Consider the following 24,469-nt stretch of genomic DNA (forward strand, 5'->3'; position numbering starts at 1 on the left):
CAGATGAACCTGATCGAAATTCGTGACCTGTGCGTCGCCTTCAGTGGCCAGACCGTGGTGCACAACCTGAGCCTGGACGTGCGCCCCGGCGAGTGCCTGGCGCTGGTGGGCGAGTCGGGCTCGGGCAAGTCGGTGACCGCTCACTCGATCCTGCAACTGTTGCCCGAGGCCGGTACGCAAACCACCGGGTCGGTGAAATATCGCGGCCAGGAACTGATCGGCGCGCCGGCGACCACCCTGCAAAAGCTGCGCGGCAATCGCATCGCGATGATCTTCCAGGAGCCGATGACCTCGCTCAATCCACTGCACAGCATCGAAAAGCAGATCGGCGAAACCCTGCTGCTGCACAAGGGCCTGGGCGGCAAGGCGGCGCAGGCGCGCATCCTGGAACTGTTGGGCCTGGTGGGCATCCAGAAACCCCAGGAACGCCTCAAGGCGTATCCGCACCAACTGTCCGGCGGCCAGCGCCAACGGGTGATGATCGCCATGGCCCTGGCCTGCGAGCCACAACTGCTGATTGCCGACGAACCCACCACCGCGCTGGACGTCACCGTGCAGCGCAAGATCCTGCTGCTGCTCAAGTCCCTGCAACAACGCCTGGGCATGTCGATGCTGCTGATCAGCCACGACCTCAACCTGGTGCGCAGCATCGCCCAGCGGGTGTGCGTGATGCATGCCGGCGAGATTGTCGAGCAGGCCGCCTGCGAGACCTTGTTCACCGCGCCGCAGCATCCCTACAGCCGCCTGCTGCTGGATGCGGAGCCGGCGGGCGACGTGTTGTGCGGCGAGGAGCGCGAGACCGTGTTGCAGGTGGACGACCTGACCGTGCAATTTCCTCTCGGCGGTGGGTTGTTCCAGCGCAAGACCTACCTGCGCGCCGTGGACGGCATCAGCCTCAGCGTGCAGCGCGGCAAGACCCTGGGCATCGTCGGTGAGTCGGGCTCGGGTAAATCCACCCTGGGCCAGGCGATCCTGCGCCTGCTCGACTCCACCGGCAGCATCCGCTTCCAGGGTAAAGCCCTCGACCCGCTCAACCACCACCAGATGCGCCCGTGGCGCAAGCAGATGCAGGTGGTGTTCCAGGACCCCTACGGCAGCCTCAGCCCACGCATGTCGGTGCAGCAGATCATCAGCGAAGGCCTGGAAGTGCATGCACCGTGCAGCCTGGCCGACCGCGAAGCGCAGGTGATCCAGGTGCTCAAGGAGGTCGGCCTCGACCCCGCCAGCCGGCATCGCTACCCACACGAGTTTTCCGGCGGCCAGCGCCAACGTATCGCCATCGCCCGCGCGCTGGTGCTCAAGCCGGCGCTGATACTGCTCGACGAACCCACCTCGGCCCTGGACCGCACGGTGCAGAAGCAAGTGGTGGCATTGCTGCGCGAGTTGCAGGAAAAATACGGCCTGACCTACCTGTTTATCAGCCATGACCTGGCGGTGGTGCGCGCCATGGCCCATGACATGATCGTGATCAAGGATGGCAAGGTGGTGGAGCGCGGGCCGAGCCATGCGGTATTTGAATCGCCACAACATCCCTATACCAAGGAACTGCTGGCCGCCGCGCACATCCCCTTGTAGGAGCGAGCTTGCTCGCGAAGAATCCAAGTACGCCACGTTCTTCCAGATGTACCGCGTTATCGTTGACGACCTTCGCGAGCAAGGACTAGCCGTCCGCCTCGCTCCTACAGGATTCTGCCGGCATGAACATCACCGAAAACCTCAAGGATTACGAACAGGTTCGCGGCCTGGCGATCCAGTCGCTGTTCGAGATCATCGAGCAGTCCAGCGAAGGCACGGTGATTGTCGATCGCGACGCGAATATCGTGTGGATGAACGAGCGCTACGCCAAGCGCTTCGGCCTCAAAAGCGCTGACGAAGCCATCGGCCAGCCCTGCGAACAGGTGATCTCCAACAGCCTGTTGCGCCAGGTGGTGCGCAACGACCAACCGATTCTGCTGGATATCCAGGACACGCCCAAAGGCCCGCTGGTGGTGATGCGCCTGCCGATCCACAACAATGCCGGCACGGTGATTGGCGCGATTGGCTTTGCGCTGTTCGATGAGCTGCGCAACCTGTCGCCGCTGATCGAGCGCTACCTGAGCATGCAGGCGGAACTGGCCTCCACCCGCTCGCTGCTGCGTTCGCGGCAGAGCAAGTACAACTTTGCACACTTTATCGGCACCAGCGCCGCCAGCCTCGACGTCAAACGCCGGGCGCGGCGCAGTGCGAGTGCCGAGTCGCCGGTGTTGCTGCTCGGCGAAACCGGCACCGGCAAAGAGCTGCTGGCCCAGGCGATCCACGGCGCATCCAAGCGTGCGCACAAGGCGTTTGTCAGCATCAACAGCGCGGCCGTCCCCCACGACCTGCTGGAAGCCGAGTTCTTCGGCACCGCCCCCGGCGCGTTTACCGGTGCCGACCGCAAGGGCCGGCCCGGCAAATTCCAGATCGCCCAGGGCGGCACGCTGTTCCTCGATGAAATTGGTGACATGCCCCTGCCCCTGCAAAGCAAGCTGCTGCGGGTGTTGCAGGAAAAAGAATTCGAACCGGTGGGCTCCAACGAGATGCTGCACAGTGATGTACGGGTCATCGCCGCCACCTCCATGGACCTGGAGGCGGCGATCAAGCGCGGTGAGTTTCGCGCGGATTTGTACTACCGCCTGAATGTGCTGCCCATTCAGGTGCCGCCATTGCGTGAGCGCCTGGAGGATATTCCCGCGCTGAGCGAAGCGATCCTCGAAGAACTGCACAGCCAGCATGAACTGGACCGTGAAGCCCTCGTGTTGTTGGCGCAGCATGCGTGGCCGGGGAATATCCGTGAACTGCGCAATGTGCTGGAGCGGGCAGCCTTGTTGAGCGATGACCTGGTATTGAATGCCGCCGAGATTCGCGCGGCGATCGGCACGTTCAGCCCGGTAGCCCGCAACGAAGTGAAAACGGTCGAAGGCGAGACGTTCGCGGCGGCGCGAGCGCGGTTCGATCGGCAGCTGATTGCGGCGACGCTCGAGGCCTGTGAAGGGAATGTGGTGGAGGCGGCCAAGCGATTGGGGCTTGGGCGGTCGACGTTGTACAAGAAGATGGTGGCACTGGGCATCGCCTAGTCTCAAAGTAGAGACTTGATTCTCCAGAAAAAGACAATCCCTGTGGGAGGGGGCTTGCCCCGATAGCGCCGGATCAGTTAACAAATAAGTGACTGACAACTCCCTCATCGGGGGCAAGCCCCCTCCCACATTTGAGCTGTGTTTGTCTCCAGATTGAGACAGAATCTGGGGCCCCGCCCGAAAAATTAAAAAATGCCCATATATTTCAACAAGTTAAATAATTGGCATACATCTCGCTATAGCCCTCCCCACAGCTTTACCCACAACAATAACAATCCGATGGAGACACACCATGAGTGTGATCATTGCCCTGGCAGCCCTCGCGCTGCTGATGCTGGCTGCCTACCGTGGCTATAGCGTTATCCTGTTTGCCCCCATCGCCGCCCTCGGCGCTGTCCTGCTCACCGACCCGTCCGCTGTCGCCCCTGCGTTTACCGGGGTGTTCATGGAAAAAATGGTTGGCTTTATCAAACTGTACTTCCCGGTATTCCTGCTCGGTGCGGTGTTCGGCAAGCTGATCGAGCTGTCGGGCTTCTCGCGCTCGATCGTGGCCGCGGCGATCCGCTTGCTCGGTACGCGCCAGGCGATGCTGGTGATCGTGCTGGTCTGCGCCCTGCTCACCTACGGCGGCGTGTCGCTGTTTGTGGTGGTGTTTGCGGTGTACCCGTTCGCGGCAGAGATGTTCCGCCAGAGCAATATCCCCAAGCGCTTGATCCCGGCGACCATCGCCCTCGGTGCGTTCTCATTCACCATGGACGCCCTGCCCGGCACGCCGCAGATCCAGAACATCATCCCCAGCACCTTCTTCAACACCACCGCCTGGGCGGCCCCCTGGCTGGGGCTGATCGGTACGATCTTCGTGTTCTGCGCCGGCATGCTCTACCTCGCCCGCCAACGCAACAAAGCGCAACGGGCCGGCGAAGGCTACGGCACCGAGCTGCGCAACGAGCCGGAAACCGCCGAGAACCTGACCCTGCCCAACCCATGGATCGCGCTGTCGCCGCTGATCCTGGTGGGGGTGATGAACCTGCTGTTCACCCATTGGATTCCACTGTGGTACGGCAAGACCCACAGCCTCAGCCTGCCGGGCATGAGTACGCCAGTGACGACCGAAATCGCCAAGCTCACCGCGATCTGGGCGGTGCAGGCGGCATTGCTGGTGGGCATCGTGATCGTGCTGGTGTTTGGCTGGTCGGCAATCAAAAGCAAGCTGGCCGAAGGCAGTAAAAGCGCGGTCAGCGGTGCGCTGCTGGCGGCGATGAACACCGCCTCGGAATACGGCTTTGGCGCGGTGATCGCCTCGCTGCCGGGCTTTCTGGTGCTGGCGGACTGGCTCAAGGGCATCCCCAACCCGCTGGTCAACGAAGCGATTACCGTGACCCTGCTGGCGGGGATCACCGGCTCCGCGTCCGGCGGCATGAGCATCGCCCTGGCGGCCATGTCCGAGAGCTTTATTTCAGCGGCCCATGCGGCCAATATCCCCCTTGAAGTGCTGCACCGGGTCGCGGCCATGGCCAGCGGCGGCATGGACACCCTGCCCCACAACGGCGCGGTGATCACGCTGCTGGCGGTCACCGGGCTGACCCACCGCGAAGCCTACAAGGACATTTTCGGCATCACGATTATCAAGACCCTCGCGGTGTTCGTGGTGATCGGTACTTTCTATGCCACCGGCATTGTGTGAGGTTTTCATGACGACATTGAACGGCAAGACCGCCCTGGTCACCGGCTCCACCAGCGGTATCGGCTTGGGCATCGCCTTGAGCCTGGCCAAGGCCGGCGCCAACCTGATCCTCAACGGCTTTGGCGACGCCAGCGCGGTGATCGCCCAGGTGCAGGCGTTCGGCGGCAAGGTCGGGCATCACCCCGCCGACGTCAGCGACCCGGCGCAGATCGCCGACATGATCGCCTATGCCGAGCGCGAATTCGGCGGCGTGGACATTCTGGTGAACAACGCCGGCATCCAGCATGTGGCGGCGGTGGAAGACTTCCCGGTGGAACGCTGGGACGCGATCATTGCGATCAACCTGTCTTCGGTGTTCCACAGCACGCGCTTGAGCCTGCCGGGCATGAAGGCCAAGGGCTGGGGGCGTATCGTCAATATCGCCTCGGTGCACGGCCTGGTCGGTTCGGTGGGCAAGGCCGCGTATGTGGCGGCCAAACATGGCGTGATCGGCCTGACCAAGGTGGTGGGCCTGGAGACCGCGACCGGTAACGTGACCTGCAACGCAATCTGCCCAGGCTGGGTGCTGACCCCGCTGGTGCAGAAGCAGATCGATGACCGCGCGGCCAGTGGCGTCGACCCGCAACAGGCGCAGCATGATTTGCTGGCCGAGAAGCAGCCGTCGCTGGAGTTCGTGACACCGCCGCAGTTGGGCGAACTGGTGCTGTTTTTGTGCAGTGAGGCCGGCGCCCAGGTGCGGGGCGCGGCGTGGAATATCGATGGTGGTTGGCTGGCTCAATAAAACCTGACACTGGAGATCTAAACTCTATCGTTTGGAAGACCTGTACAAGAACAAGAGACCTTGCTGATGTCCGAGATCCTCTGGCAACCCTCCCCCGAACGCATCCGTAACACCCGGATGGACCAGTTCCGGCGCTTTATCAATGATCGCCACGGCGTGCAGCTCAGCGACTACCCGGCCCTGCACCAGTGGAGCATCGACCAGCGCCCGGACTTCTGGCAGGCGATCGTGGCCTTTTTCGACGTGCAGTTTCGCAGCCCGCCCAGCGCGGCGCTGATCGAAGGCGCCGAGATGCCCAGCGCCCAGTGGTTCCCCGGCGCGACCCTGAACTTTGCCGAACACCTGCTGCGCCGTCGCGACGATCACCCCGCCGTGGTCGCCATCAGCGAAGACGGCCAGCGCGAACAACTGACCTACGCCGAACTGGCCGCCCACGTCGCCGGCCTGCAAAAAAGCCTGCGCGCGGCCGGCGTCGGGGTGGGCGACCGGGTGGCGGCATGCATGCCCAACACCTGGCAAACCCTGGTCGGCATGCTTGCCACCACCAGCCTGGGCGCGATCTGGTCGTGTTCATCGCCGGACTTCGGCACCCAAGGCGTGATCGACCGCTTCGGCCAGATCGAGCCCAAGGTGCTGATCACCTGCGCCGGTTACCGCTACGCCGGCAAGGACATCGACCAGAGCGCCAAACTCAACGAGATCCTCGCACGCCTGCCGTCCCTGCAGCAGTTGATCATCGTGCCGTATGCCCGGCCCCAGGCGCGGGTCGAGGACTATCGGACCGAGGCCCGCGTCGCGCTGTGGAGTGACTTCTACCAACCCGGCGGCGCACCTGAATTCGTCGCGGTGCCGTTCGACCATCCGCTGTACATCCTCTATTCCAGCGGCACCACCGGCGTGCCCAAGTGCATCATCCACGGCACCGGCGGCGTGCTGCTCACCCACCTCAAGGAGCACGGCCTGCATGCTGACCTGTCCGGCGAGGACTGCTTGTTTTACTACACCACCTGCGGCTGGATGATGTGGAACTGGCTGGTCTCGGTATTGGCCTTGGGTGCGACGGCGGTGCTGTATGACGGCTCGCCCTTCCACCCCGGCCCCGAGCGCTTGATTGACCTGATCGACGTAGAAAAAATCAGCGTGTTCGGCACCAGCCCCAAGTTCCTCGTCACCCTGGAAAAGGCCGGGTTGCAACCGCGCCTGAGCCATGACCTGGGCAGCCTCAAAGGGCTGATTTCCACCGGCTCGCCGCTGTCGCCCCAGAGCTACGACTATGTGTACCGCGAGATCAAGGCAGAGCTGTGCCTGTCGTCGATGTCCGGCGGCACCGATATCGTCTCCTGCTTTGTGATCGGCAACCCGGTACTGCCTGTGCGCCGCGGCGAAATGCAATGCAAGAGCCTGGCGATGGCGATCGAAGTGTGGGACGACCAGGGCCGACCGTTAATCGGTGAAAAAGGCGAACTGGTGTGTACCCGGCACTTCCCGGCCATGCCCATCGGCCTGTGGAATGACCCGCAGCAGCAAAAACTGCGCGCCTCGTATTTCAGCCAGTTCCCCGGCGTCTGGGCCCAGGGCGACTATGCCGAGCAACGCCCCAATGGCAGCCTGCTGATCCACGGACGCTCCGACGCAGTGCTCAACCCCGGCGGCGTGCGCATCGGCACCGCCGAGATTTATCGCCAGGTGGAAAAAGTCCCGCAGGTGCTGGAGAGCCTGGCCATCGGGCAACGCTGGCAGGACGACGTGCGCGTGGTGCTGTTCGTGCGCCTCAACGATGGCGTTGAACTGGATGCGGCCCTGGAGCAGCAAATCCGCCAGGTGATCCGCGCCAACACCACGCCACGCCATGTGCCGGCGAAGATCCTCGCCGTCACCGATATCCCCCGCACCATCAGCGGCAAGATCGTGGAATTGGCGGTACGTAACGTGGTGCATGGCGAGCCGGTGAAAAACACCGACGCCCTGGCCAACCCCCAGGCCCTGGCGCAATTTCGCGACCGTCCTGAGCTGGCTTGAGGTGGAACGGTTTCAGCCCTGAGACACTCATTTGAAGACAACGCCCAAATGCATGCTACTTTTCGAGGGGTAGCCAGCCGTTCCCGACTCACGGGATAATCTGTTCTTTGTCATTTTCAAAGCGTTACGCTCAGGGCATTGTCATGAAGGGAACATCCACCGACAGCGAAGCCGCTGCATTGATTGCGCGGCTGGACTGGGCGCGCAGCCCTCTCGGTGAGGCCAATGATTGGCCGCAGAGCTTGCGTACCGCCGTGGATATCGTCGTCAACTCGCCGATGCCGATGCTCCTGCTGTGGGGCGACCAACTTATCCAGCTCTACAATGATGGCTTCGCGCGCCTGGCGGGCAACAAACACCCCGGCGCCCTGGGCCAGCCGGCACACGCGACCTGGCCGGAGCTGCAAGACTTCACCGCACCGATCTATGACGCCGTGCTCGGCGGCCAGGTGCGCACGTTCACCGAGCAGCGTTTCGTACTGCAACGCGATCATCGCGACACTGAAATCTGGCTCGACCTGACCTACAGCCCGATCCGCGACGAAAGCGGCGCCGTGGCCGGCATCCTGGTCACCGCCATCGAGACCAACGAACGCCGCCGCAAGGCCCTCGAACTGCAACAGCGTTCCGAAGACAGCCTCAAGGCCCAGCACAACACTGAACAACGCCTGCAACTGGCGCTGGCCGCCACCGATGCAGTGGGCACCTGGGACTGGGACATCGGCGAAGACCGCTTTATCGCCGACGCGCACTTCGCCTTCCTGCATGGCGTCGACCCCAACGAAGCGAGTCTCCTGCCCATCAGCGATTACCTGCAAGGCGTGCACCCGGAAGACCGTGGCACGGTGGCGCGCAGCATCAAGCATTGCATCACCCATGGCACCGAATACGCCGAGGAATACCGCCTGCTGCAAGCCGATGGCCAGGTGCGCTGGGTATTCGCGCGCGGGCGCTGCTATAAGGACCCGCAGGGCCGCCCGGCACGCTTCCTCGGTGCCGCGCTGGACCTTACCGAACGCAAGCATACCGAACAGGCCTTGCGCCAAAGCCAGACCGAACTGCAACTGATCATCAACGCCATGCCGGTGCTGATCGGCTACGTTGACCATGAGCAACGCTTTCGCCTGAACAACAGTGCCTACCTCGATTGGTACGGCATGACGCCCCAGGAGCTGTATGGCAAGAGCATCCGCGAAGTGCTCGGCGATGAGGTGTATGCCGGGCGCGAGGACATGATCACCGCCGCGCTGGGGGGCAAGGCGTGCAGTTTCACCACCATTACCCCCCATCACGATGGCCGGCCGCGCCATGCGTTGATGAAGTACCTGCCGCGCTTCAGCAATGACGGCTCGGTCAACGGTTTCTACATCTTTGTGATCGATGAAACCGAACGCAAGCTCACCGAAGAAGCCCTGCGCAACCTCAATGAGAACCTCGAAGAACGCGTCGCCCAGCGCACCCAGGCACTGGCGGAGGCCAACCAGCGCCTGCAAAACGAGATGTTCGAGCGTGAACGCGCCGAAGACGCCCTGCGCCACGCGCAGAAAATGGAAGCGGTGGGCCAGCTCACCGGCGGCATTGCCCATGACTTCAACAATATGCTCACCGGCATTATCGGCAGCCTGGACTTGATGCAACGCTATATCGCCGCCGGGCGCAGCGACGATATCGGCCGCTTTGCCGACGCCGCCGTAGCCTCGGCCCATCGTGCCGCCGCCCTCACCCACCGCTTGCTGGCGTTCTCGCGGCGCCAGTCGCTGGACCGGCGCCCGACCGACCCCAATCAACTGGTGGCCTCCCTGGAGGACCTGTTCCGCCGCACCAAGGGCGCGCATATCACCCTGAAAGTACAGCTGGGCCGCGATATCTGGCCGGTGAACACCGATGCCAGCCAGCTGGAAAACGCCCTGCTCAACCTGGTGATCAACGCCCGCGACGCCATGCCCGACGGCGGCGAGCTGCTGATCGAAACCGCCAACAGCTACCTGGACGGCACCGACATCACCACCCTCGAACCGGTCAAGGCCGGTGACTACGTGATGCTCGGCGTGAGCGACAACGGCTCCGGGATGGCGCCGAAGATCCTTGCCAAGGCGTTCGATCCGTTCTTCACCACCAAGCCGATCGGCCAGGGCACCGGCCTGGGCCTGTCGATGATCTATGGCTTTGCCCAACAGTCCGGCGGCCATGTGACCATTCAAAGCGAACCGGGCCAGGGCACCTGCGTGCGCCTGTACCTGCCGCGGCTGCACGGCACCGCCCTGGAAAGCAGCCTGCCGCCGCACTCGAGCGAAGCGCCAGTGGCCCTGGCCGGTGAAGCGGTCGTGGTCGTCGAGGACGACCCCGCCGTGCGCATGCTGGTGGTCAATGTGCTCGACGAGCTGGGCTACACCGCCCACCAGGCGGCGGACGCCCGTGCTGCGCTGCCGCTGCTGGAGTCGGACCTGCGTGTGGACCTGCTGGTGACCGACGTTGGCCTGCCCGGCATGAACGGCCGGCAACTGGCGGAAATCGCCCGCCAGCATCGCCCGGGCCTGCGCGTGCTGTTCATGACCGGTTACGCCGAGAAAGCCGCCGAACGCCAGGGGTTCCTGGAGGACGGCATGGACATGGTGGCCAAACCGTTTTCCATCGACCTGTTGGCGACCAAGATCCGCAGCATGATCAGCGTGGTCGAATGAGTTCAGGCATAATCGCGCGCCGTCGCACACCTGGTAGAGAACCATGAAAGCCCAAGCCCGTCATATCCTGGTGAAAACCAGCGAAGAAGCCGAACAACTCAAGCAGCGCATCGCCAAGGGCGAAGCCTTTGATGTGCTGGCCAAGAAATACTCCACCTGCCCGTCCGGCAAGCGCGGCGGCGACTTGGGCGAAGTGCGGCCGGGGCAGATGGTGGGGGTGATCGATGCGGTGATCTTCAAGAAGCCGGTGAAGGTGGTTCACGGGCCGATCAAGAGCAAGTTTGGCTATCACCTGGTGCAGGTGTTTTACCGCGATTGAGGCTATGACTTAAGACCCCCATCGGGGGCATGGGTATCTACACAACGTTGGCTCAACGCTGAACGCGCGGCAGACAGGGCTGTTGTGGCGAGCGGGCTTGCCCCGCGTTGGGCTGCGTAGCAGCCCCAAAACCAACCTCTACAGAGTGTCTGATGCACCGCGTTCTTCTTTACTGGGGCTGCTACGCAGCCCAACGCGGGGCAAGCCCGCTCGCCACAGGGAGATTTGTCGGGGGGCAGAAAAGTTACGTAGATACCCATGCCCATCGGGGGCAAGCCCCCGATCCGCCGCAGGCGGCCATTCACTTACTCCCTGGGGATCAGTGCCCCCGGCACCTGGATAACCCGGCTCGCCAACCGATGCCCGGCCAACGCCGCCGCCTCCGGCGAGCCCCCCTTGAGCCGACTGGCCAGGTACGCCGCACTGAATGAATCCCCCGCCGCCGTGGTATCCACCACCGTCTCCACCTTCAGCGCCGGCACGGCAAAGCGCTTACCGTCGCAACGGATCAAACAGGCCTGCGCACCACGCTTGAGTACCACTTCGGCAATCGCCGGATACGCCGCGAACACCTGTTCGCTGTCGGCGTACCCAAACAATGCAAGCTCGTCATCTTCGGTCAGCAAGGCGATATCCACCTCGGCCAGTACTGTGCGATACGCCTCACGGGCAACGTCCACCGTGGCCCACAGCCGCGGCCGGTAGTTGTTGTCGAACACCACTTTGCCGCCACGCCGACGGGTTTCGATCAGGGCCTTGAGCAAACGCGCGCGCCCGATATCACCGATTACCGCCAGGGTAATGCCGCTGAAATACACCACGTCATAACCGGGTAATGCCGCCAGGATCGGCGCGGCGGCCGGCGTGGTAAAGCAGTCACGTACCGCCGCTTCATTACGCCAATAGAGAAACTTGCGCTCGCCGTGCGCATCCGTCTGGATGCAGTACAACCCCGGCAAACGCCCAGGCAGGCGCTGGACCCGGCCCAGGCCAAGCCCCTCTTCCTGCCATTGCGCACACATCGCATCGCTGAAGCTGTCGTCGCCCAGGGCAGTGACATAGTCGACGCTGCCGATGTCGCCCAGCTCACGGCGCAGGTACACCGCCGTGTTGAGGGTGTCGCCGCCGAAACTTTGTTGCAGGCTGCCGTCGGCGCGGTGTTGCAGTTCGATCATGCATTCGCCGATCAAGGCGATGCGGGGATGGGTGGTCATGGTTGCTGTCTCGGGGGGCTGATGGCCTCATCGGGGGCAAGCCCCCTCCCACACCTTTCAAATGTGGGAGGGGGCTTGCCCCCGATAGGCGCGACACGGTCTAGAAGCAGGTATGCAGCGACTCGATCACCTGCAACTGCTCATCCACCAGGCAACCGACCTGCCACTTGTCAAAGGTCAAGCAAGGGTGGGAGGTGCCAAAGGAAATGATGTCGCCAATGCGCAGTTCAACGTCCGGGGCCACGGTCATGAACGCGTGCTGATCCATCACTGCCGTGACGTTGCAGGCGCTCACATCCTCCCCTTCCGCTGGCAGGATCCCCGCTCGGTAGCGCTTGAGCGGCACCGGCAGGCCGGCGTCGTAGGCCACATCGCGCTTGCCCAGGGCGATCACCGCGAAGCCTGGCTCGGGCAGCGATTGCACATGGGCCCAGACTTCCATCGCCGGGCGCAGGCCCTCGCTGAGGTCGCTGCGGCGCTCAAGTACACAGCACTGCGCCGCTTTGTAGATACCGTGGTCATGGGCCACATAGCTGCCAGGGCGCAACACGCTGAGGAAACGACCGGCAGCGTTCTGCACCTCGAACGACTCGGCGATCAGGTCGTACCAGGCCGAGCCCGAGGCGGTGATGATAGGTTTGGCCAAGTCGAACGCACCGTTGTTTTGCAAGTCCACGGCCAGGCGTACCAGGCTGGCGGCGAAGTCACGGATGCCGCTGATGGCGTGCTCGCCATGGATCACGCCTTCATAGCCTTCGATACCGGTGAGGGCCAGGGCCGGCTGGGCCTTGATCGCCTTGGCCAGGTCTCGCACGGCCTGCTCGCTGCGGCAGCCACAACGGCCGCCGACCACGCCGTACTCGATCATCACGTTCAGGCGCAGGCCACGGGCGGCGAAGAACAGCCCCAGGTCGGCGACGTTGTCCGGGTGATCGACCAGGCAGTGGAAGTCGAAATCCCCATCGGCCAGCAGGTCGGCGATCAACGCCATGTTCGGCGCGCCCACCAGTTGGTTGGCCATCAGTACACGCCGCACGCCACCTGCATAAGCCGCGCGAGTCTGCACCGCGGTGGCCAGGGTAATGCCCCAGGCACCGGCCGCCAGCTGGCGCTGGAACAGCGCCGGCATCATGCTGGTCTTGCCGTGTGGCGCAAGCTGCGCGCCGCTGTGGCTGACGAAATCCTGCATCCAGCGGATGTTGTGCTCCAGGGCATCGCGGTGCAGGACCAGCGCCGGCAGGCTGACGTCACGGACCAGGTGGGCGCCGACTGCAGCGGCGCCCTTTTCAACGGCATTGATGGCAGACATGGAAAGCTCCTATTCGTTGATGCGACGGGCCAGGTTGTTGGCGCTTTCGATCAACACCCGGCGATAGTCGTTGTAATGAGTGCTGGCATCGGCCCTCGGGGCGACGATGCACAAGGTCGCAATGCTGATGCCTTGCGCGTCCCGAACCGGGGCGGCAAAACAATGGGTGAAGGTGTCGGCCACACTGTCGAAGGAAAAGAAGCCATCGACCGTGGCCTGGCGGATTTGTGCGAGGAAGGTCTCCAGCGGCAGGCGCTGACCGTCCGGCAGGATGAAATCCTCAGGGTCGATCAGGTCGACGATCTGCTGATCGCTCAAGTGCCCCAGCAGCAGGCGCCCGGACGCGGTCCACGGGATCGGCGCGTTCTCACCGATATCCGAAGAAATACGGAAATGCCGCTCGCCTTCGCGCATCAGCGCCACCGTGTATTTACGCCCGTTGAGCAGGCACATCTGTGCGGTTTCGTGGGTCTGGCTGACGATCTCCTGCAAGGCGTGGTCAGCCTCGCGGGTCAGGTCGAAATGACGCAAATGCGCCTGGCCGAGAAAGTACAACTGGCGGCCGAGGTAGACGTGACCGTCCTTGCCCACGGTTTCGAGAATGCGCCGTTCCAGCAAGGAAGCGACCAGTTCGTAGACGGTGGACTTGGGGCTGCCGATACCGTTGGCAATATCATTCGGGCGCAGGGGCTGCCCGATTTCCTTGAGAAAGTCGAGGATATCGAACGCACGGTCCAGGCCTTTGGCGCGACGTTTGATGGTGTCTTCGGTCATGGCAATTTTCGATCCGGTCGAAAGGGTGGGGCTGGCGCAGGTCCATTGTGGGAGGGGGGGCAAGCCCTAATGCCGTTCAGTTAAGCGTACATCGCCTTCTGTAGGAGCGAGCTTGCTCGCGAAAAACTCACAGGCGCCGCGTTCACTCAGGAAACACGCGTTATCGTTGACGTTTTTCGCGAGCAAGAACTAGGCGTCCCCCTCGCTCCTACAAAAAAGCCTTAACTGAACGGCATTAGGGCAAGCCCCCTCCCACATTGGATTTCCTGTGGTCTCAAGAGTGGGGCAATTTAGCCTTTTTTCTTGTAGGCCACGCAATCAATCTCGACCTTGCAATCAACCATCATGTTGGCCTGCACACAGGCCCGCGCCGGGGCGTGTTCGGGGGTGAAGTATTCGCCGAACACTTTGTTGAAACTCCAGAAGTCCCGGGGGTCTTCCAGCCACACGCCCACCCGTACCACGTCTTTCAATTCGTAGCCGGCTTCTTCAAGGATCGCCACCACGTTGCGCATGGTCTGCCGGGTTTGCTCGATGATCCCGCCCGTGATGATTTCACCGTCCACCGCTGGCACCTGGCCCGAGACGTAGAGCCAGCCGTCCGCTTCCACCGCGCGGGCGAAAGGACGCGGCTGACCACCGCCGGCGGTGCTGCCGGCGCCGTAACGAGTAATGCTCATAACTGTTTCTCCTGCTGACTGACCATTTAAAAACGAATGTTTTTCAGAAATTCCGCCAGGCGCGGCGATTGCGGCCGTTCGAAGATGTCCTTCGCCGAGCCCTGCTCTTCAATACGCCCCTGGTTCATGAAGACGATCTTGTCCGACACCTCATAGGCAAAGCGCATTTCGTGGGTGACCAGCAACATGGTCATGCCCTCCTCCGCCAGGCCCTTGATCACACTGAGCACCTCGCCCACCAATTCCGGGTCGAGGGCCGAAGTGACTTCGTCGAACAGCATCAAGCTCGGGTTCATCGCAATCGCGCGGGCAATCGCCACACGCTGCTGCTGGCCGCCTGAGAGCTGACCGGGAAAGTGATTGCGGCGTTCCAGCAAGCCAACGCGATCCAGCCATTTTTCGGCCAGGGCCACCGCTTCGTCCTTACCCATCTTCTTGACCTTGAGCAGGCCAAGGGTGACGTTCTGCAACGCGGTCAGGTGCGGGAACAGGTTGAACTGCTGGAACGCCATGCCGGTCATCGCGCGGTGCTGGGCAATCACCCGTTCAGGGTGACGCACACGCTTGCCGGCGATTTCGCTGTAGCCGATGGACTCACCGTCGAGGGTAATCTGCCCGCCCTGGAATTCTTCCAGCAGGTTGACGCAACGCAACAACGTGGTCTTGCCCGAGCCGCTGGAGCCGATCAACGTCACCACGTTGCCGCGCTGCATGGACAGGTCGACGCCCTTGAGCACTTCGACCTGCCCGTATTGTTTACGCAGGCCGCGAATGTTCAGCAGCGGTTCGGTTGTTTGAGGTTGGTTCATGGCAAGGCCACCCGCTTTTCAATGTAGCGCCCGAATAACTCGATGGCGTAGTTGATGACAAAGAACATAAAGCCTGCGAACAGGTAGAACTCCAGGGTCATGAAGGTGCGCGCGATCACCTGCTGGGTACTCAACAGCAGTTCGGCCACGCCGATCACCGACAACAGGGTCGAGGCCTTGACGATTTCCGTGGAGGAATTGACCCAGGTCGGCAGGATCTGCCGCAGCGCCTGGGGCAACAGCACGTAGCCCAGGGACTGGTAGAACGTCAGGCCAATCGCCTTGCCCGCTTCCAGTTGCCCACGGGGAATGGCTTGCAGCGCGCCGCGCACGATTTCCGAGACGTGGGAACCGCAGAACAGCGTCAACCCGACGGCACCGGCCTGGAACGCGGTGATTTGCCAGCCGAGCGCCGGCAGCATGTAGAAACACGCCAGCACCAGCACAAACACCGGCGTGCCACGGATCAAGTCGACATACACGCGAAACGGCGCCCGCATCCAGAATTTGCCGTAGGTCAGGATCAACCCGGCGACGATGCCGATCAGGGTGCCGAAGATAATTGCCAGCGCCGACACGTACACACTGGTCTGGAAACCCGCCCAGAGGGTGTCCCGGGCGATCCACAACTCATGCAACCAGCTGGGGGATTCGTACATGGAAACCTTCCTTAACGACGGATCGCCAGACGCTGTTCCAGGTAACGGAGCAGCATGGCAATGAGGTAACAGGCAGCCACATAGAGCGCGGTCGTGACCAGCCAGGTTTCAATCACCCGGTAGCTTTCGACGTTGATCTTGCGGGCGTAATAGGTCAGCTCCGGCACCGCGATCGCGGCCGCCAGGGAGGTGTCCTTGAACAGCGAGATAAAGTTGTTGGACAGCGCGGGCAGCACGTTGCGCAGCATCACTGGCACGGTGATGTAGGCACGGATTCGCCACTCGCCCAGGCCAATCGCCAGCCCGGCTTCACGCAACCCCTTGGGAATATTCAACAACCCGGCACGGAACACTTCGGTCAGGTAAGCACCGGCGTACAGCGACAAGGTAATGATGAACGAGGGGATCTTGTCCAGGCGGATGCCCAGGCTGGGCAAGGCGAAGTAGATCAACAGGATCAGCACCAGGATCGGCGTGTTGCGTACTACCGTCACGTACACCGAGGCGAGGATACGCAACGCCCGGTGCCTGGACAGCATGGCAAACGCCATCAACAGGCCGATCACGCAGCCGATGGCGATCGACAGCAGTGCCAGCTCAAGGCCCAGCCACAACCCCGCGAGCAAGGTGTCGAAATCACGCCACACGGCGGCAAAGTTCAACTGATAGTTCATGGTCAACGGTACCTGATGGGGGCGCCAGGCGCGGCGCCCCGGTTTTCACGAATCACTTGAACTCGACGGGGAAACCAATGGCAGGTTCTGGCAGGTCCACACCGAACCACTGCTTGAACGAAGCCTTGTAGGTGGGGAACTCCACACCGGTCATGGCTTCATGCAGCGCGGTGTTGACGAAGTTCAGCCAGTCCTGGTCGCCACGCTTGACCGCGCACGCATAGGTCTGCGGGCTCCAGGCATAGGCCGGGCTGCGATAGCGGCCAGGGTTCTGCACCATCAGGTATTTGACCGAAGACTGGTCGGTGGCGGCGGCATCGGCGCGACCGGAGTTCACGGCCTGGTACATCAGGTCGACGCTGTCGTACTGGTCGACCTTGGCCTTGGGCAGTGCCTGGTGCACCAGTTCTTCGGCGTAGACGTTTTGCAACACCGCCACGGTGACGCCATCGCCGGCGGCTTGCAGGTCTTCGATTTCCTTGTACTTGCTGTTGTTGGGCAGCAGCAGGCCCACGCCTTCGCGGTAGTACGGCAAGGTAAAGGCCACTTGCTGCGCGCGGCTGGCGGTAACGGTAATGAACTGGCAACTCATGTCGACCTTGTCGGTCAGCAGGTTGGGAATCCGGGCGTCGGACGACTGCACCACAAACTCGACCTTGCTCGGGTCGTTGAACAGCCCCTTGGCCACGATGCGGCCAATATCAATATCAAACCCCTGCAACTTGCCATCCGCTCCTTGGAAGTGCCACGGCGCATTGGTACTGCCTGTACCCACGATCAGGTGCCCACGCTTGAGCACGTTATCGAGCTTGCTGTCCGCCGCCTGCACGAGGCCTGCGAGGGATGCCGATGCGGCGAAAAGAAAAACACACGCTTTAAACACGGAAGGTCGGTGATGCATGACAAGCACTCCAGGAGTTGTGTATTCCGCTATACCGGAACTTAGTATGTAACAACGGAATAGACAGCAGAAAGTGTGCCACAGGCAGTAACGGAAAAATATGCGGGGAATAAATGGTTTATAAATCAGACGGATAAACAGCCTTCTGGCTAACGGCGTTACGCCAGCAGCTGAAATCAGCTTGCTACCCAGGGCCCCATCCGACCGCGACGGCCCCCTGCACATGCGCCACAACGGTGTTACCGCGCACCAACACCGGGCACGTTTCAATCATGGGAAAACCACCGTGCTGTGGCCAGCGTTGGCACATCACCGCCGACCAGGCGCGCAAATGGGGGGAGCGTGCGGACGACGCTTGCCCCCTGGCTACCTGTGAAGGTTGACAGTAGACGACACTGATTCCTGGTCGTAGCGTTGGCAAAAACCCGCATCATCCAAAGGGAGGCCCTCATGGGAATTGCCACCGCAACCATCGCCAATGCCAAGGATTACCGGCGCGCGTTGAGCACCTCGCGCCCGGTATTCATGCTGTTTGTTTCCGATCACTGCCCAGCCTGTGCGTGCTCAGGGCCATTATTTGAGCTGATCGCTGGCAAGTACCGCTCCGTTGTCAGCCTGGTGCTCGATTGCGCCAAGACGCCGAGGCACCCCGACGTTACGGGCACCCCGACGCTGCTGATCTTCCTCAACGGCACGCTGATGGAAAAGTTCAAAGGCTTTGGCCCCGAAGACCAGCAAGCGCAGTTTCTCGAGGACACCTTCAAGCGCTATGCCCGTCGCAAGGGCGCAAGAGCACCTGCGTCACCCGCCGCTCCTCCACCGTCGCCACCGTCAGGCGCCAGCCCGCATGCTCCAGGCTATCGCCCACCATCGGCAGGCGGTCGAGCAGACTCATTACCAGACCGGCCAGGGTCTGGTAATCCTCGGTCGCCGCAGCATTGAAGCCGGTGCGCTGACGAATCTGGTTGAGGTTCAAGGCACCGTTGACGCAGAAGCCATCCCCCTGCGCGACGATGTCCGGCCCCTCGATTTCACTCGCGTCCGGCAATTCACCGGCGATGGATTCGAGGATGTCGGTCATGCTCAGCACCCCCATGAAGTCACCAAATTCGTTGATCACGAAGGCGATGTGGGTCGACTCTTGACGCATCTGCTCCAGGGCGTTGAGGATCGAAAAGCTCTCCAGCAGGTTGATCGCCCGGCGAGCCAGGTGCTCCAGGTTCGGCTCGTTGCCGGCCAGGTATTCCTTGAGCAATTCCTTCTTGTGCACAAAGCCTAAGGGCTCATCAACGGCACCGTCGCGGATCAACGGCAGCCGCGAATAGGACGAATGCATCAATTTCAGGCGAATCGTGTCGGGATCATCCGCCAAGTCGATAAAGTCGACCTTGGCCCGCGGCGTCATCAAGGTGCGGATCGGCCGTTCGGCCAACTGCAGCACACCACTGATCATCACGCGCTCGCGCCGATCAAACAACGGGCCCTGGCTGGCATCCGGTTCGCCCAGCAGGTCAGCCACGTCTTCGCCCACCTCCTCCACCGCCAGGCTGCGCCCGCCCAGCAAGCGCATCACCGCATGGGCCGTACGCTCACGCACCGGCAACGCACCCTGCGCCGACTTCTTGCGCCGGGCCCGGGCAATCTGGTTGAACACCTCGATCAGGATCGAAAAACCAATGGCCGCGTACAGGTAACCTTTGGGAATGTGGAAGCCCAGGCCTTCGGCGGTCAGGGCGAAACCGATCATCATCAAAAAGCCCAGGCACAGCATGATCACCGTCGGGTGCGCGTTGACGAAACGGGTCAACGGTTTGCTCGCGACGATCATCAAACCGATGGAAATGATCACCGCGATCATCATCACCGCCAGCTCATCCACCATGCCGACTGCAGTGATCACCGCGTCGAGGGAGAACACCGCGTCGAGGACGACGATCTGCGCCACGATCGGCCAGAACATCGCATAGGCCACATTCCCCGTGCGCTGCGCCACATGCCCTTCCAGGCGCTCATGCAATTCCATGGTGGCCTTGAACAACAGGAACACACCACCAAACAGCATGATCAGGTCACGCCCGGAGAAGCTCTTGTCGAACACCTCAAACAGCGGCTGGGTGAGCGTCACCAGCCAGGAAATACTCGCCAGCAAGCCCAGGCGCATCAGTAGCGCCAAGGACAAACCGATCAACCGCGCACGGTCGCGCTGCTCCGGCGGCAGCTTGTCCGCCAGGATCGCGATAAACACCAGGTTGTCGATGCCCAGCACCAGTTCCAGCACAATCAAGGTCAACAGGCCGAGCCAGGCCGTTGGATCCGCTAACCATTCCATTTATTAAAGTCTCTATCTAGATGTCAGGATGCCGGGCACGGCAAAGCGCGGTCGGTGGACCGGAACACGGTTAGCAATCGAAATACGGGGTGCTTGAAAGGGAACAGCGGCAGCGGTTGTCTTGGGGAAAGACGACTGGGGGGCTCCGAGAGGGTGTTCATGCAAGTCCTGAAGTCACAAAAGGACTTGAATCCTACAATTGAAATACAAATTTCCCACAACACAAAACTATTACAAAACCTGTCCCCCCTCCCACATTTTGACCTGTGTTGAATCAGGACTTTCTGGTCGCATCATCCAACGCCAGGATGGTGTGGGCATTCGTCACCGTAGTCGCCAACGTATTGATCACCCCCGACCGCAACGCGCCCAGCGTCGCCGCCGCCTTGGTGTTCTCACTCGCGATCGCGACCACATCCGGAATCCGGAACAACTCCTGCACCGTCAACCCGATCACTCGCCCTTGAATGGCGTTGACCGCCGGCTGGCCATGAATATCGATAAAGTCATAGCCCATCATGTCGCCCACCGTACCGGACAACCGCGCCTGCGCGATCTCCTGGGGCGAGAACCAGCCCATGCGCACCATATTGCTGTTTTCGCTCATATCGCCGATGCCAATCAATGCAATATCGGCCCGCCGCGCTCGATCCAGGGTCGAGCGCACCGTGTCGTTATTGATCAGCACGCCGCGCAGTTCCGGGTTGGCCACCAGGGCCGGGGCATACAGACTTTCACTCTCGCCGCCAAAGCGCAGGGCCAGGCGCCGGCAGATATGGTCCGGGTTCATATATTCGCCAGCCTTGAGCGAACCGCCGATGGCGCAGACAAATGTGCAATTGCGCGTCACCGGTAAAAATACATTATCGGCCACCGCTCCCACGTTGCGCCCCATGCCCACGGCGACGATCATGCCGTCGCTCAGGGTTTTGTTCAGGTAATTGGCCACCAGGCTGGCAACCGCCGAGCGCTGGGTGTCGGGGTCGCTGTGGTCGACGGCGATCAAGGCCCGGTCGAGCTTGAAGCGTTCCACCAGCGCTCGCTCCAGCTCGCTGTTCATCGCCGGGTGCTGCAACACGCGCACCTCGACAATCCCTTCATCCCGCGCGCGCTTGAGCAAGCGACTGACTTTTGCGCGGGACAGGTCGAGGCGCTTGGCAATCGCCTCCTGAGTGACGTTCTCGAGGTAATAGAGCATCGCCACTTCGGTCATCTGATCGATATCGCTGGCAATACGCTGGGTGCTGTCACTCATGGGGACGGGCTTCCGTTTCGGCGTCAAAGGCGCATTCTCCCGACTCTTGCCCCGTCACGTCCACTACTGATGCCCATCGCGCTCGATCGCATTGATGCGCTCGACCTTGGCCCCGGAACGTGCCGCTTCGAACTCCGACTCCAGGAACGACTTGACGATGCTTTTCGCCAGCTCGGCGCCGATCACCCGTGCGCCGATGGACAGGATCTGCGCATCGTTGCTCTTGCGTGCACGCTCGGCCGAATAGGTGTCATGGGCCTGGGCCGCACGAATGCCCAACACCTTGTTGGCGGAAATCGCCATGCCGATCCCGGTACCGCACACCAGTACGCCCAGGCGCTGTTGCCCGGCATTGATCGCGGTGGCCACCGCCAGAGCGATGTCGGGGTACAGCACCGGCGCGGTGGAATGGGTGCCGAAGTCGGTCACCGGGTAACCCAGCGCTTCGATATGGCGCTTTAACAACTCCTTGAGCTCAAAACCCGCTTCATCGCATCCGATAGCCACCGGAAAAGGTGTGTTCATGGCGTCTGGCTCCGCTGCCGTGATCGTACTGATGACTGATCATATGATCAGCCAGTGAAATTTTGCCCAGTCATTTCTCTGACATCACACCCTTTCTGTCAAGCATGTTTTAACTGACTCGCCAGTCAAAGCCGCCTAAAAAGCCATTATTTGGGCTAAAGATGAGAATCAGCGCTTTTACATGAAAGATATTGACTGATCAGAATTTCATTTGATACACATATGATCACAGCGAAACATGACTGTGCGACCTAATAAGAATTCACAGCACGAGGACACGCCGATGGCTACGCCATTACTGCTCCAGGCTGAACACGTCGCCAAGGCTTACGCCGGGGTTCCCGCCCTGCGTGACGGGCGCCTCTCTCTGCGGTCCGGCAGCGTCCACGCCCTGTGCGGCGGTAATGGCGCAGGCAAGTCGACTTTCCTGAGCATCCTGATGGGCATCACCCCGCGCGACGCCGGCACCATCCTGCTCAATGGCACCCCGGTGCAGTTCAATCGCCCGAGTGAAGCCCTCGCGGCAGGGATCGCGATGATCACCCAGGAGCTGGAACCCATCCCCTACATGACCGTTGCCGAAAACATCTGGCTGGGCCGCGAACCGCGCCGTGCCGGCTGCATCGTCGACAGCAAGGCCCTGAACCGGCGCACCCGCGAACTGCTGGACAGCCTGGAATTCGACGTCGAGGCCACCAGCCCCATGCATCGCCTCAGCGTCGCGCAAATCCAATTGGTGGAAATCGCCAAGGCGTTCAGCCATGACTGCCAGGTGATGATCATGGACGAGCCCACCTCGGCCATCGGCGAGCGCGAAGCCGAAACCCTGTTCAAGGCGATCCGCCGCCTTACCGCGCGTGGCGCCGGCATCGTGTATGTGTCGCACCGGTTGAGCGAGCTGGCGCAGATCGCCGATGACTACAGCATCTTCCGCGACGGCGCCTTTGTCGAAAGTGGGCGCATGGCCGATATTGACCGACAGCACCTGGTACGCGGCATCGTCGGCCAGGAGCTGGTACGCATCGACCACAAGGTCGGCCGCGAATGTGCCGCCGACACCTGCCTGCAAGTCGACAACCTGAGCCGCGCCGGCGAATTCCATGACATCAGCCTGCAACTGCGCCAGGGTGAAATCCTCGGCATCTATGGCCTGATGGGGTCAGGGCGCAGCGAGTTCCTCAATTGCATCTATGGGCTGACGGTCGCCGATTCCGGCAGCGTCACCCTGCAAGGCAAGCCCCTGCCGATCGGGGTGCCCAAGGCGACGATCAACGCGGGCATGTCACTAGTCACCGAAGACCGAAAGGACAGCGGCCTGGTGCTCAGTTCCAGCATTCTTTCCAACATTGCACTGTCGGCCTACAAGCGCCTGTCGAGCTGGTCACTGATCAACGCACGCAAGGAAACCCAACTGGCCCAGGACATGGTCAAGCGCCTGCAGATCAAGACCACCTCCCTGGAACTGCCGGTGGCCTCCATGAGCGGCGGTAACCAGCAGAAGGTGGTGCTCGCCAAGTGCCTGTCGACCGAACCGGTGTGCCTGCTGTGCGACGAACCCACTCGCGGCATCGACGAAGGCGCCAAGCAGGAGATCTACCACCTGCTCGACCAGTTCGTGCGCGCCGGCGGCGCCGCCATCGTGGTGTCGTCGGAGGCCCCGGAACTGCTGCACCTGAGTGATCGCATCGCTGTATTCAAAGGCGGCCGGCTGGTGACCATCAGCACCGACACCGCCCTTTCCCAGGAAGCCTTGTTGAGTCTTGCCTCATGAATGCCAAAACCATAGCCGCCCCCATCACTGCCGCGCCACGCAGCCACCTGCGCCTGACCCTCGACCGCTTCGGCCTGCCGCTGGTGTTTATCCTGCTGTGCGTGGTGATGGCGTTTTCCAGCGAATACTTCATGACCTGGCGCAACTGGATGGACATCCTGCGCCAGACCTCCATCAACGGCATCCTTGCCGTGGGCATGACCTACGTGATCCTGACCAAAGGCATTGACCTGTCCGTGGGCTCGATCCTGGCGTTTGCCGGGCTGTGCAGCGCGATGGTCGCAACCCAAGGCTACGGCCTGCTGGCGGCGGTGAGCGCCGGGATGTTCGCCGGGGCGATGCTCGGCGTGGTGAATGGCTTCATGGTCGCCAACCTGTCGATCCCGCCGTTCGTGGCCACCCTCGGCATGCTCAGCGTGGCGCGAGGCATGACGTTCATCCTCAATGACGGCAGCCCGATCACCGACCTGCCCGACGCCTACCTCGCCCTGGGCATCGGCAAGATCGGCCCGATTGGCGTGCCGATCATCATCTTCGCGGTGGTCGCGCTGATCTTCTGGATGGTGCTGCGCTACACCACCTACGGCCGCTATGTGTACGCCGTGGGCGGCAATGAAAAGAGCGCGCGCACCTCCGGCATTGGCGTGCGCAAAGTGATGTTTTCGGTGTACGTGGTCTCGGGCCTGCTCGCCGGCCTGGCCGGCGTGGTGCTGTCGGCACGCACGACCTCTGCCCTGCCCCAGGCCGGGGTTTCCTATGAGCTGGACGCGATTGCCGCAGTGGTGATCGGTGGCACCAGCCTGTCCGGCGGCACTGGCAGCATTGTCGGCACGCTGTTCGGCGCGCTGTTGATCGGCGTGATCAACAACGGGCTCAACCTGCTCGGCGTGTCCTCGTATTACCAGCAGGTCGCCAAGGGCCTGATCATCGTGTTTGCAGTACTGATCGACGTGTGGCGCAAGAAAAAACGCTAGAGAACGAACCACTACA

General features: G+C 62.0%; 20 protein-coding genes and 1 pseudogene. 10 read left to right on the forward strand and 11 right to left on the reverse strand.

Features of this window, described 5'->3' with window-relative positions:
• Nucleotides 1–3: 3 nt before the first annotated feature.
• The 7 genes from P2T68_RS21395 to P2T68_RS21425 all read left to right on the forward strand — a co-directional run bounded on the left by P2T68_RS21395 (nt 4) and on the right by P2T68_RS21425 (nt 10,579).
• Entirely contained in the window at nt 4–1,575 is a 1,572-nt protein-coding gene (locus tag P2T68_RS21395) for an ABC transporter ATP-binding protein (RefSeq protein ID WP_024075092.1), read from the forward strand.
• A gap of 122 nt (nt 1,576–1,697) precedes the next feature.
• A complete protein-coding gene (locus tag P2T68_RS21400; protein WP_102625545.1) occupies nt 1,698–3,095 on the forward strand; it encodes a sigma 54-interacting transcriptional regulator in 1,398 nt (465 codons plus the stop codon).
• A gap of 292 nt (nt 3,096–3,387) precedes the next feature.
• Nucleotides 3,388–4,779: a GntP family permease gene (locus P2T68_RS21405; RefSeq protein ID WP_024075090.1), complete on the forward strand. Its 1,392-nt coding sequence runs from the start codon at nt 3,388–3,390 to the stop codon at nt 4,777–4,779.
• A 7-nt stretch (nt 4,780–4,786) separates the two neighbouring features.
• Complete coding sequence (locus P2T68_RS21410) at nt 4,787–5,560, forward strand: 3-hydroxybutyrate dehydrogenase (RefSeq protein ID WP_024075089.1); 774 nt, start codon at nt 4,787–4,789, stop codon at nt 5,558–5,560.
• A 66-nt stretch (nt 5,561–5,626) separates the two neighbouring features.
• Nucleotides 5,627–7,579: an acetoacetate--CoA ligase gene (locus tag P2T68_RS21415; protein ID WP_024075088.1), complete on the forward strand. Its 1,953-nt coding sequence runs from the start codon at nt 5,627–5,629 to the stop codon at nt 7,577–7,579.
• Between the two features lie 143 nt (nt 7,580–7,722).
• Nucleotides 7,723–10,260, forward strand: a complete 2,538-nt coding sequence (locus P2T68_RS21420) for a PAS domain-containing sensor histidine kinase (RefSeq protein WP_193690559.1) — start codon at nt 7,723–7,725, stop codon at nt 10,258–10,260.
• Nucleotides 10,261–10,303: 43 nt separating this feature from the next.
• Nucleotides 10,304–10,579, forward strand: coding sequence for a peptidylprolyl isomerase (locus P2T68_RS21425; RefSeq protein WP_010564624.1), 276 nt, complete (start codon nt 10,304–10,306; stop codon nt 10,577–10,579).
• A gap of 305 nt (nt 10,580–10,884) precedes the next feature.
• On the opposite strand, the gene P2T68_RS21430 is transcribed toward P2T68_RS21425, so the two are convergent.
• The 8 genes from P2T68_RS21430 to P2T68_RS21465 form a co-directional block, all read right to left on the reverse strand.
• Nucleotides 10,885–11,793 carry a sugar kinase gene (locus P2T68_RS21430; protein ID WP_069075816.1) on the reverse strand — a complete coding sequence of 303 codons (909 nt, stop codon included), beginning with the start codon at nt 11,791–11,793 and terminating at the stop codon, nt 10,885–10,887.
• 100 nt (nt 11,794–11,893) lie between these two features.
• A complete protein-coding gene (locus P2T68_RS21435; RefSeq protein ID WP_277378251.1) occupies nt 11,894–13,102 on the reverse strand; it encodes an amino acid deaminase in 1,209 nt (402 codons plus the stop codon).
• A 9-nt stretch (nt 13,103–13,111) separates the two neighbouring features.
• A complete protein-coding gene (locus tag P2T68_RS21440; RefSeq protein ID WP_069075814.1) occupies nt 13,112–13,876 on the reverse strand; it encodes an IclR family transcriptional regulator in 765 nt (254 codons plus the stop codon).
• A 290-nt stretch (nt 13,877–14,166) separates the two neighbouring features.
• Complete coding sequence (locus P2T68_RS21445) at nt 14,167–14,556, reverse strand: RidA family protein (protein ID WP_010210958.1); 390 nt, start codon at nt 14,554–14,556, stop codon at nt 14,167–14,169.
• Between the two features lie 26 nt (nt 14,557–14,582).
• Complete coding sequence (locus tag P2T68_RS21450) at nt 14,583–15,365, reverse strand: amino acid ABC transporter ATP-binding protein (RefSeq protein ID WP_024075083.1); 783 nt, start codon at nt 15,363–15,365, stop codon at nt 14,583–14,585.
• Nucleotides 15,362–16,024, reverse strand: a complete 663-nt coding sequence (locus P2T68_RS21455; protein WP_069076372.1) for an amino acid ABC transporter permease — start codon at nt 16,022–16,024, stop codon at nt 15,362–15,364. Before P2T68_RS21455 ends, P2T68_RS21450 begins: the two co-directional genes overlap by 4 nt.
• A gap of 11 nt (nt 16,025–16,035) precedes the next feature.
• Nucleotides 16,036–16,698, reverse strand: coding sequence for an amino acid ABC transporter permease (locus P2T68_RS21460; RefSeq protein WP_010564617.1), 663 nt, complete (start codon nt 16,696–16,698; stop codon nt 16,036–16,038).
• A gap of 52 nt (nt 16,699–16,750) precedes the next feature.
• The gene (locus P2T68_RS21465; protein ID WP_024075081.1) at nt 16,751–17,599 is read right to left on the reverse strand and encodes a transporter substrate-binding domain-containing protein; all 849 of its coding nucleotides are present in this window, start codon (nt 17,597–17,599) and stop codon (nt 16,751–16,753) included.
• A 450-nt stretch (nt 17,600–18,049) separates the two neighbouring features.
• Here P2T68_RS21465 and P2T68_RS21470 point away from each other — a divergent pair.
• Nucleotides 18,050–18,340: pseudogene (locus P2T68_RS21470) on the forward strand (thioredoxin family protein); the annotation flags it as partial.
• A gap of 19 nt (nt 18,341–18,359) precedes the next feature.
• On the opposite strand, the gene P2T68_RS21475 reads toward P2T68_RS21470, so the two are convergent.
• The 3 genes from P2T68_RS21475 to rpiB all read right to left on the reverse strand — a co-directional run bounded on the left by P2T68_RS21475 (nt 18,360) and on the right by rpiB (nt 21,708).
• Nucleotides 18,360–19,928, reverse strand: coding sequence for a TerC family protein (locus P2T68_RS21475; protein WP_069076371.1), 1,569 nt, complete (start codon nt 19,926–19,928; stop codon nt 18,360–18,362).
• 274 nt (nt 19,929–20,202) lie between these two features.
• Nucleotides 20,203–21,183 (reverse strand): sugar-binding transcriptional regulator, encoded by a 981-nt coding sequence (locus tag P2T68_RS21480; protein ID WP_024075078.1) that lies wholly within the window; start codon nt 21,181–21,183, stop codon nt 20,203–20,205.
• A gap of 63 nt (nt 21,184–21,246) precedes the next feature.
• Nucleotides 21,247–21,708, reverse strand: coding sequence for a ribose 5-phosphate isomerase B (rpiB, locus tag P2T68_RS21485; RefSeq protein ID WP_016969738.1), 462 nt, complete (start codon nt 21,706–21,708; stop codon nt 21,247–21,249).
• 283 nt (nt 21,709–21,991) lie between these two features.
• Between rpiB and P2T68_RS21490 the strand changes: the two genes are divergently transcribed.
• Nucleotides 21,992–23,479, forward strand: a complete 1,488-nt coding sequence (locus tag P2T68_RS21490) for a sugar ABC transporter ATP-binding protein (protein ID WP_168233106.1) — start codon at nt 21,992–21,994, stop codon at nt 23,477–23,479.
• Nucleotides 23,476–24,453: an ABC transporter permease gene (locus tag P2T68_RS21495; protein ID WP_024075075.1), complete on the forward strand. Its 978-nt coding sequence runs from the start codon at nt 23,476–23,478 to the stop codon at nt 24,451–24,453. Before P2T68_RS21490 ends, P2T68_RS21495 begins: the two co-directional genes overlap by 4 nt.
• Nucleotides 24,454–24,469: the final 16 nt, after the last annotated feature.

The sequence above is a fragment of the Pseudomonas sp. G11 genome (assembly GCF_029457515.1).
GTDB lineage: Bacteria > Pseudomonadota > Gammaproteobacteria > Pseudomonadales > Pseudomonadaceae > Aquipseudomonas > Aquipseudomonas gorinensis.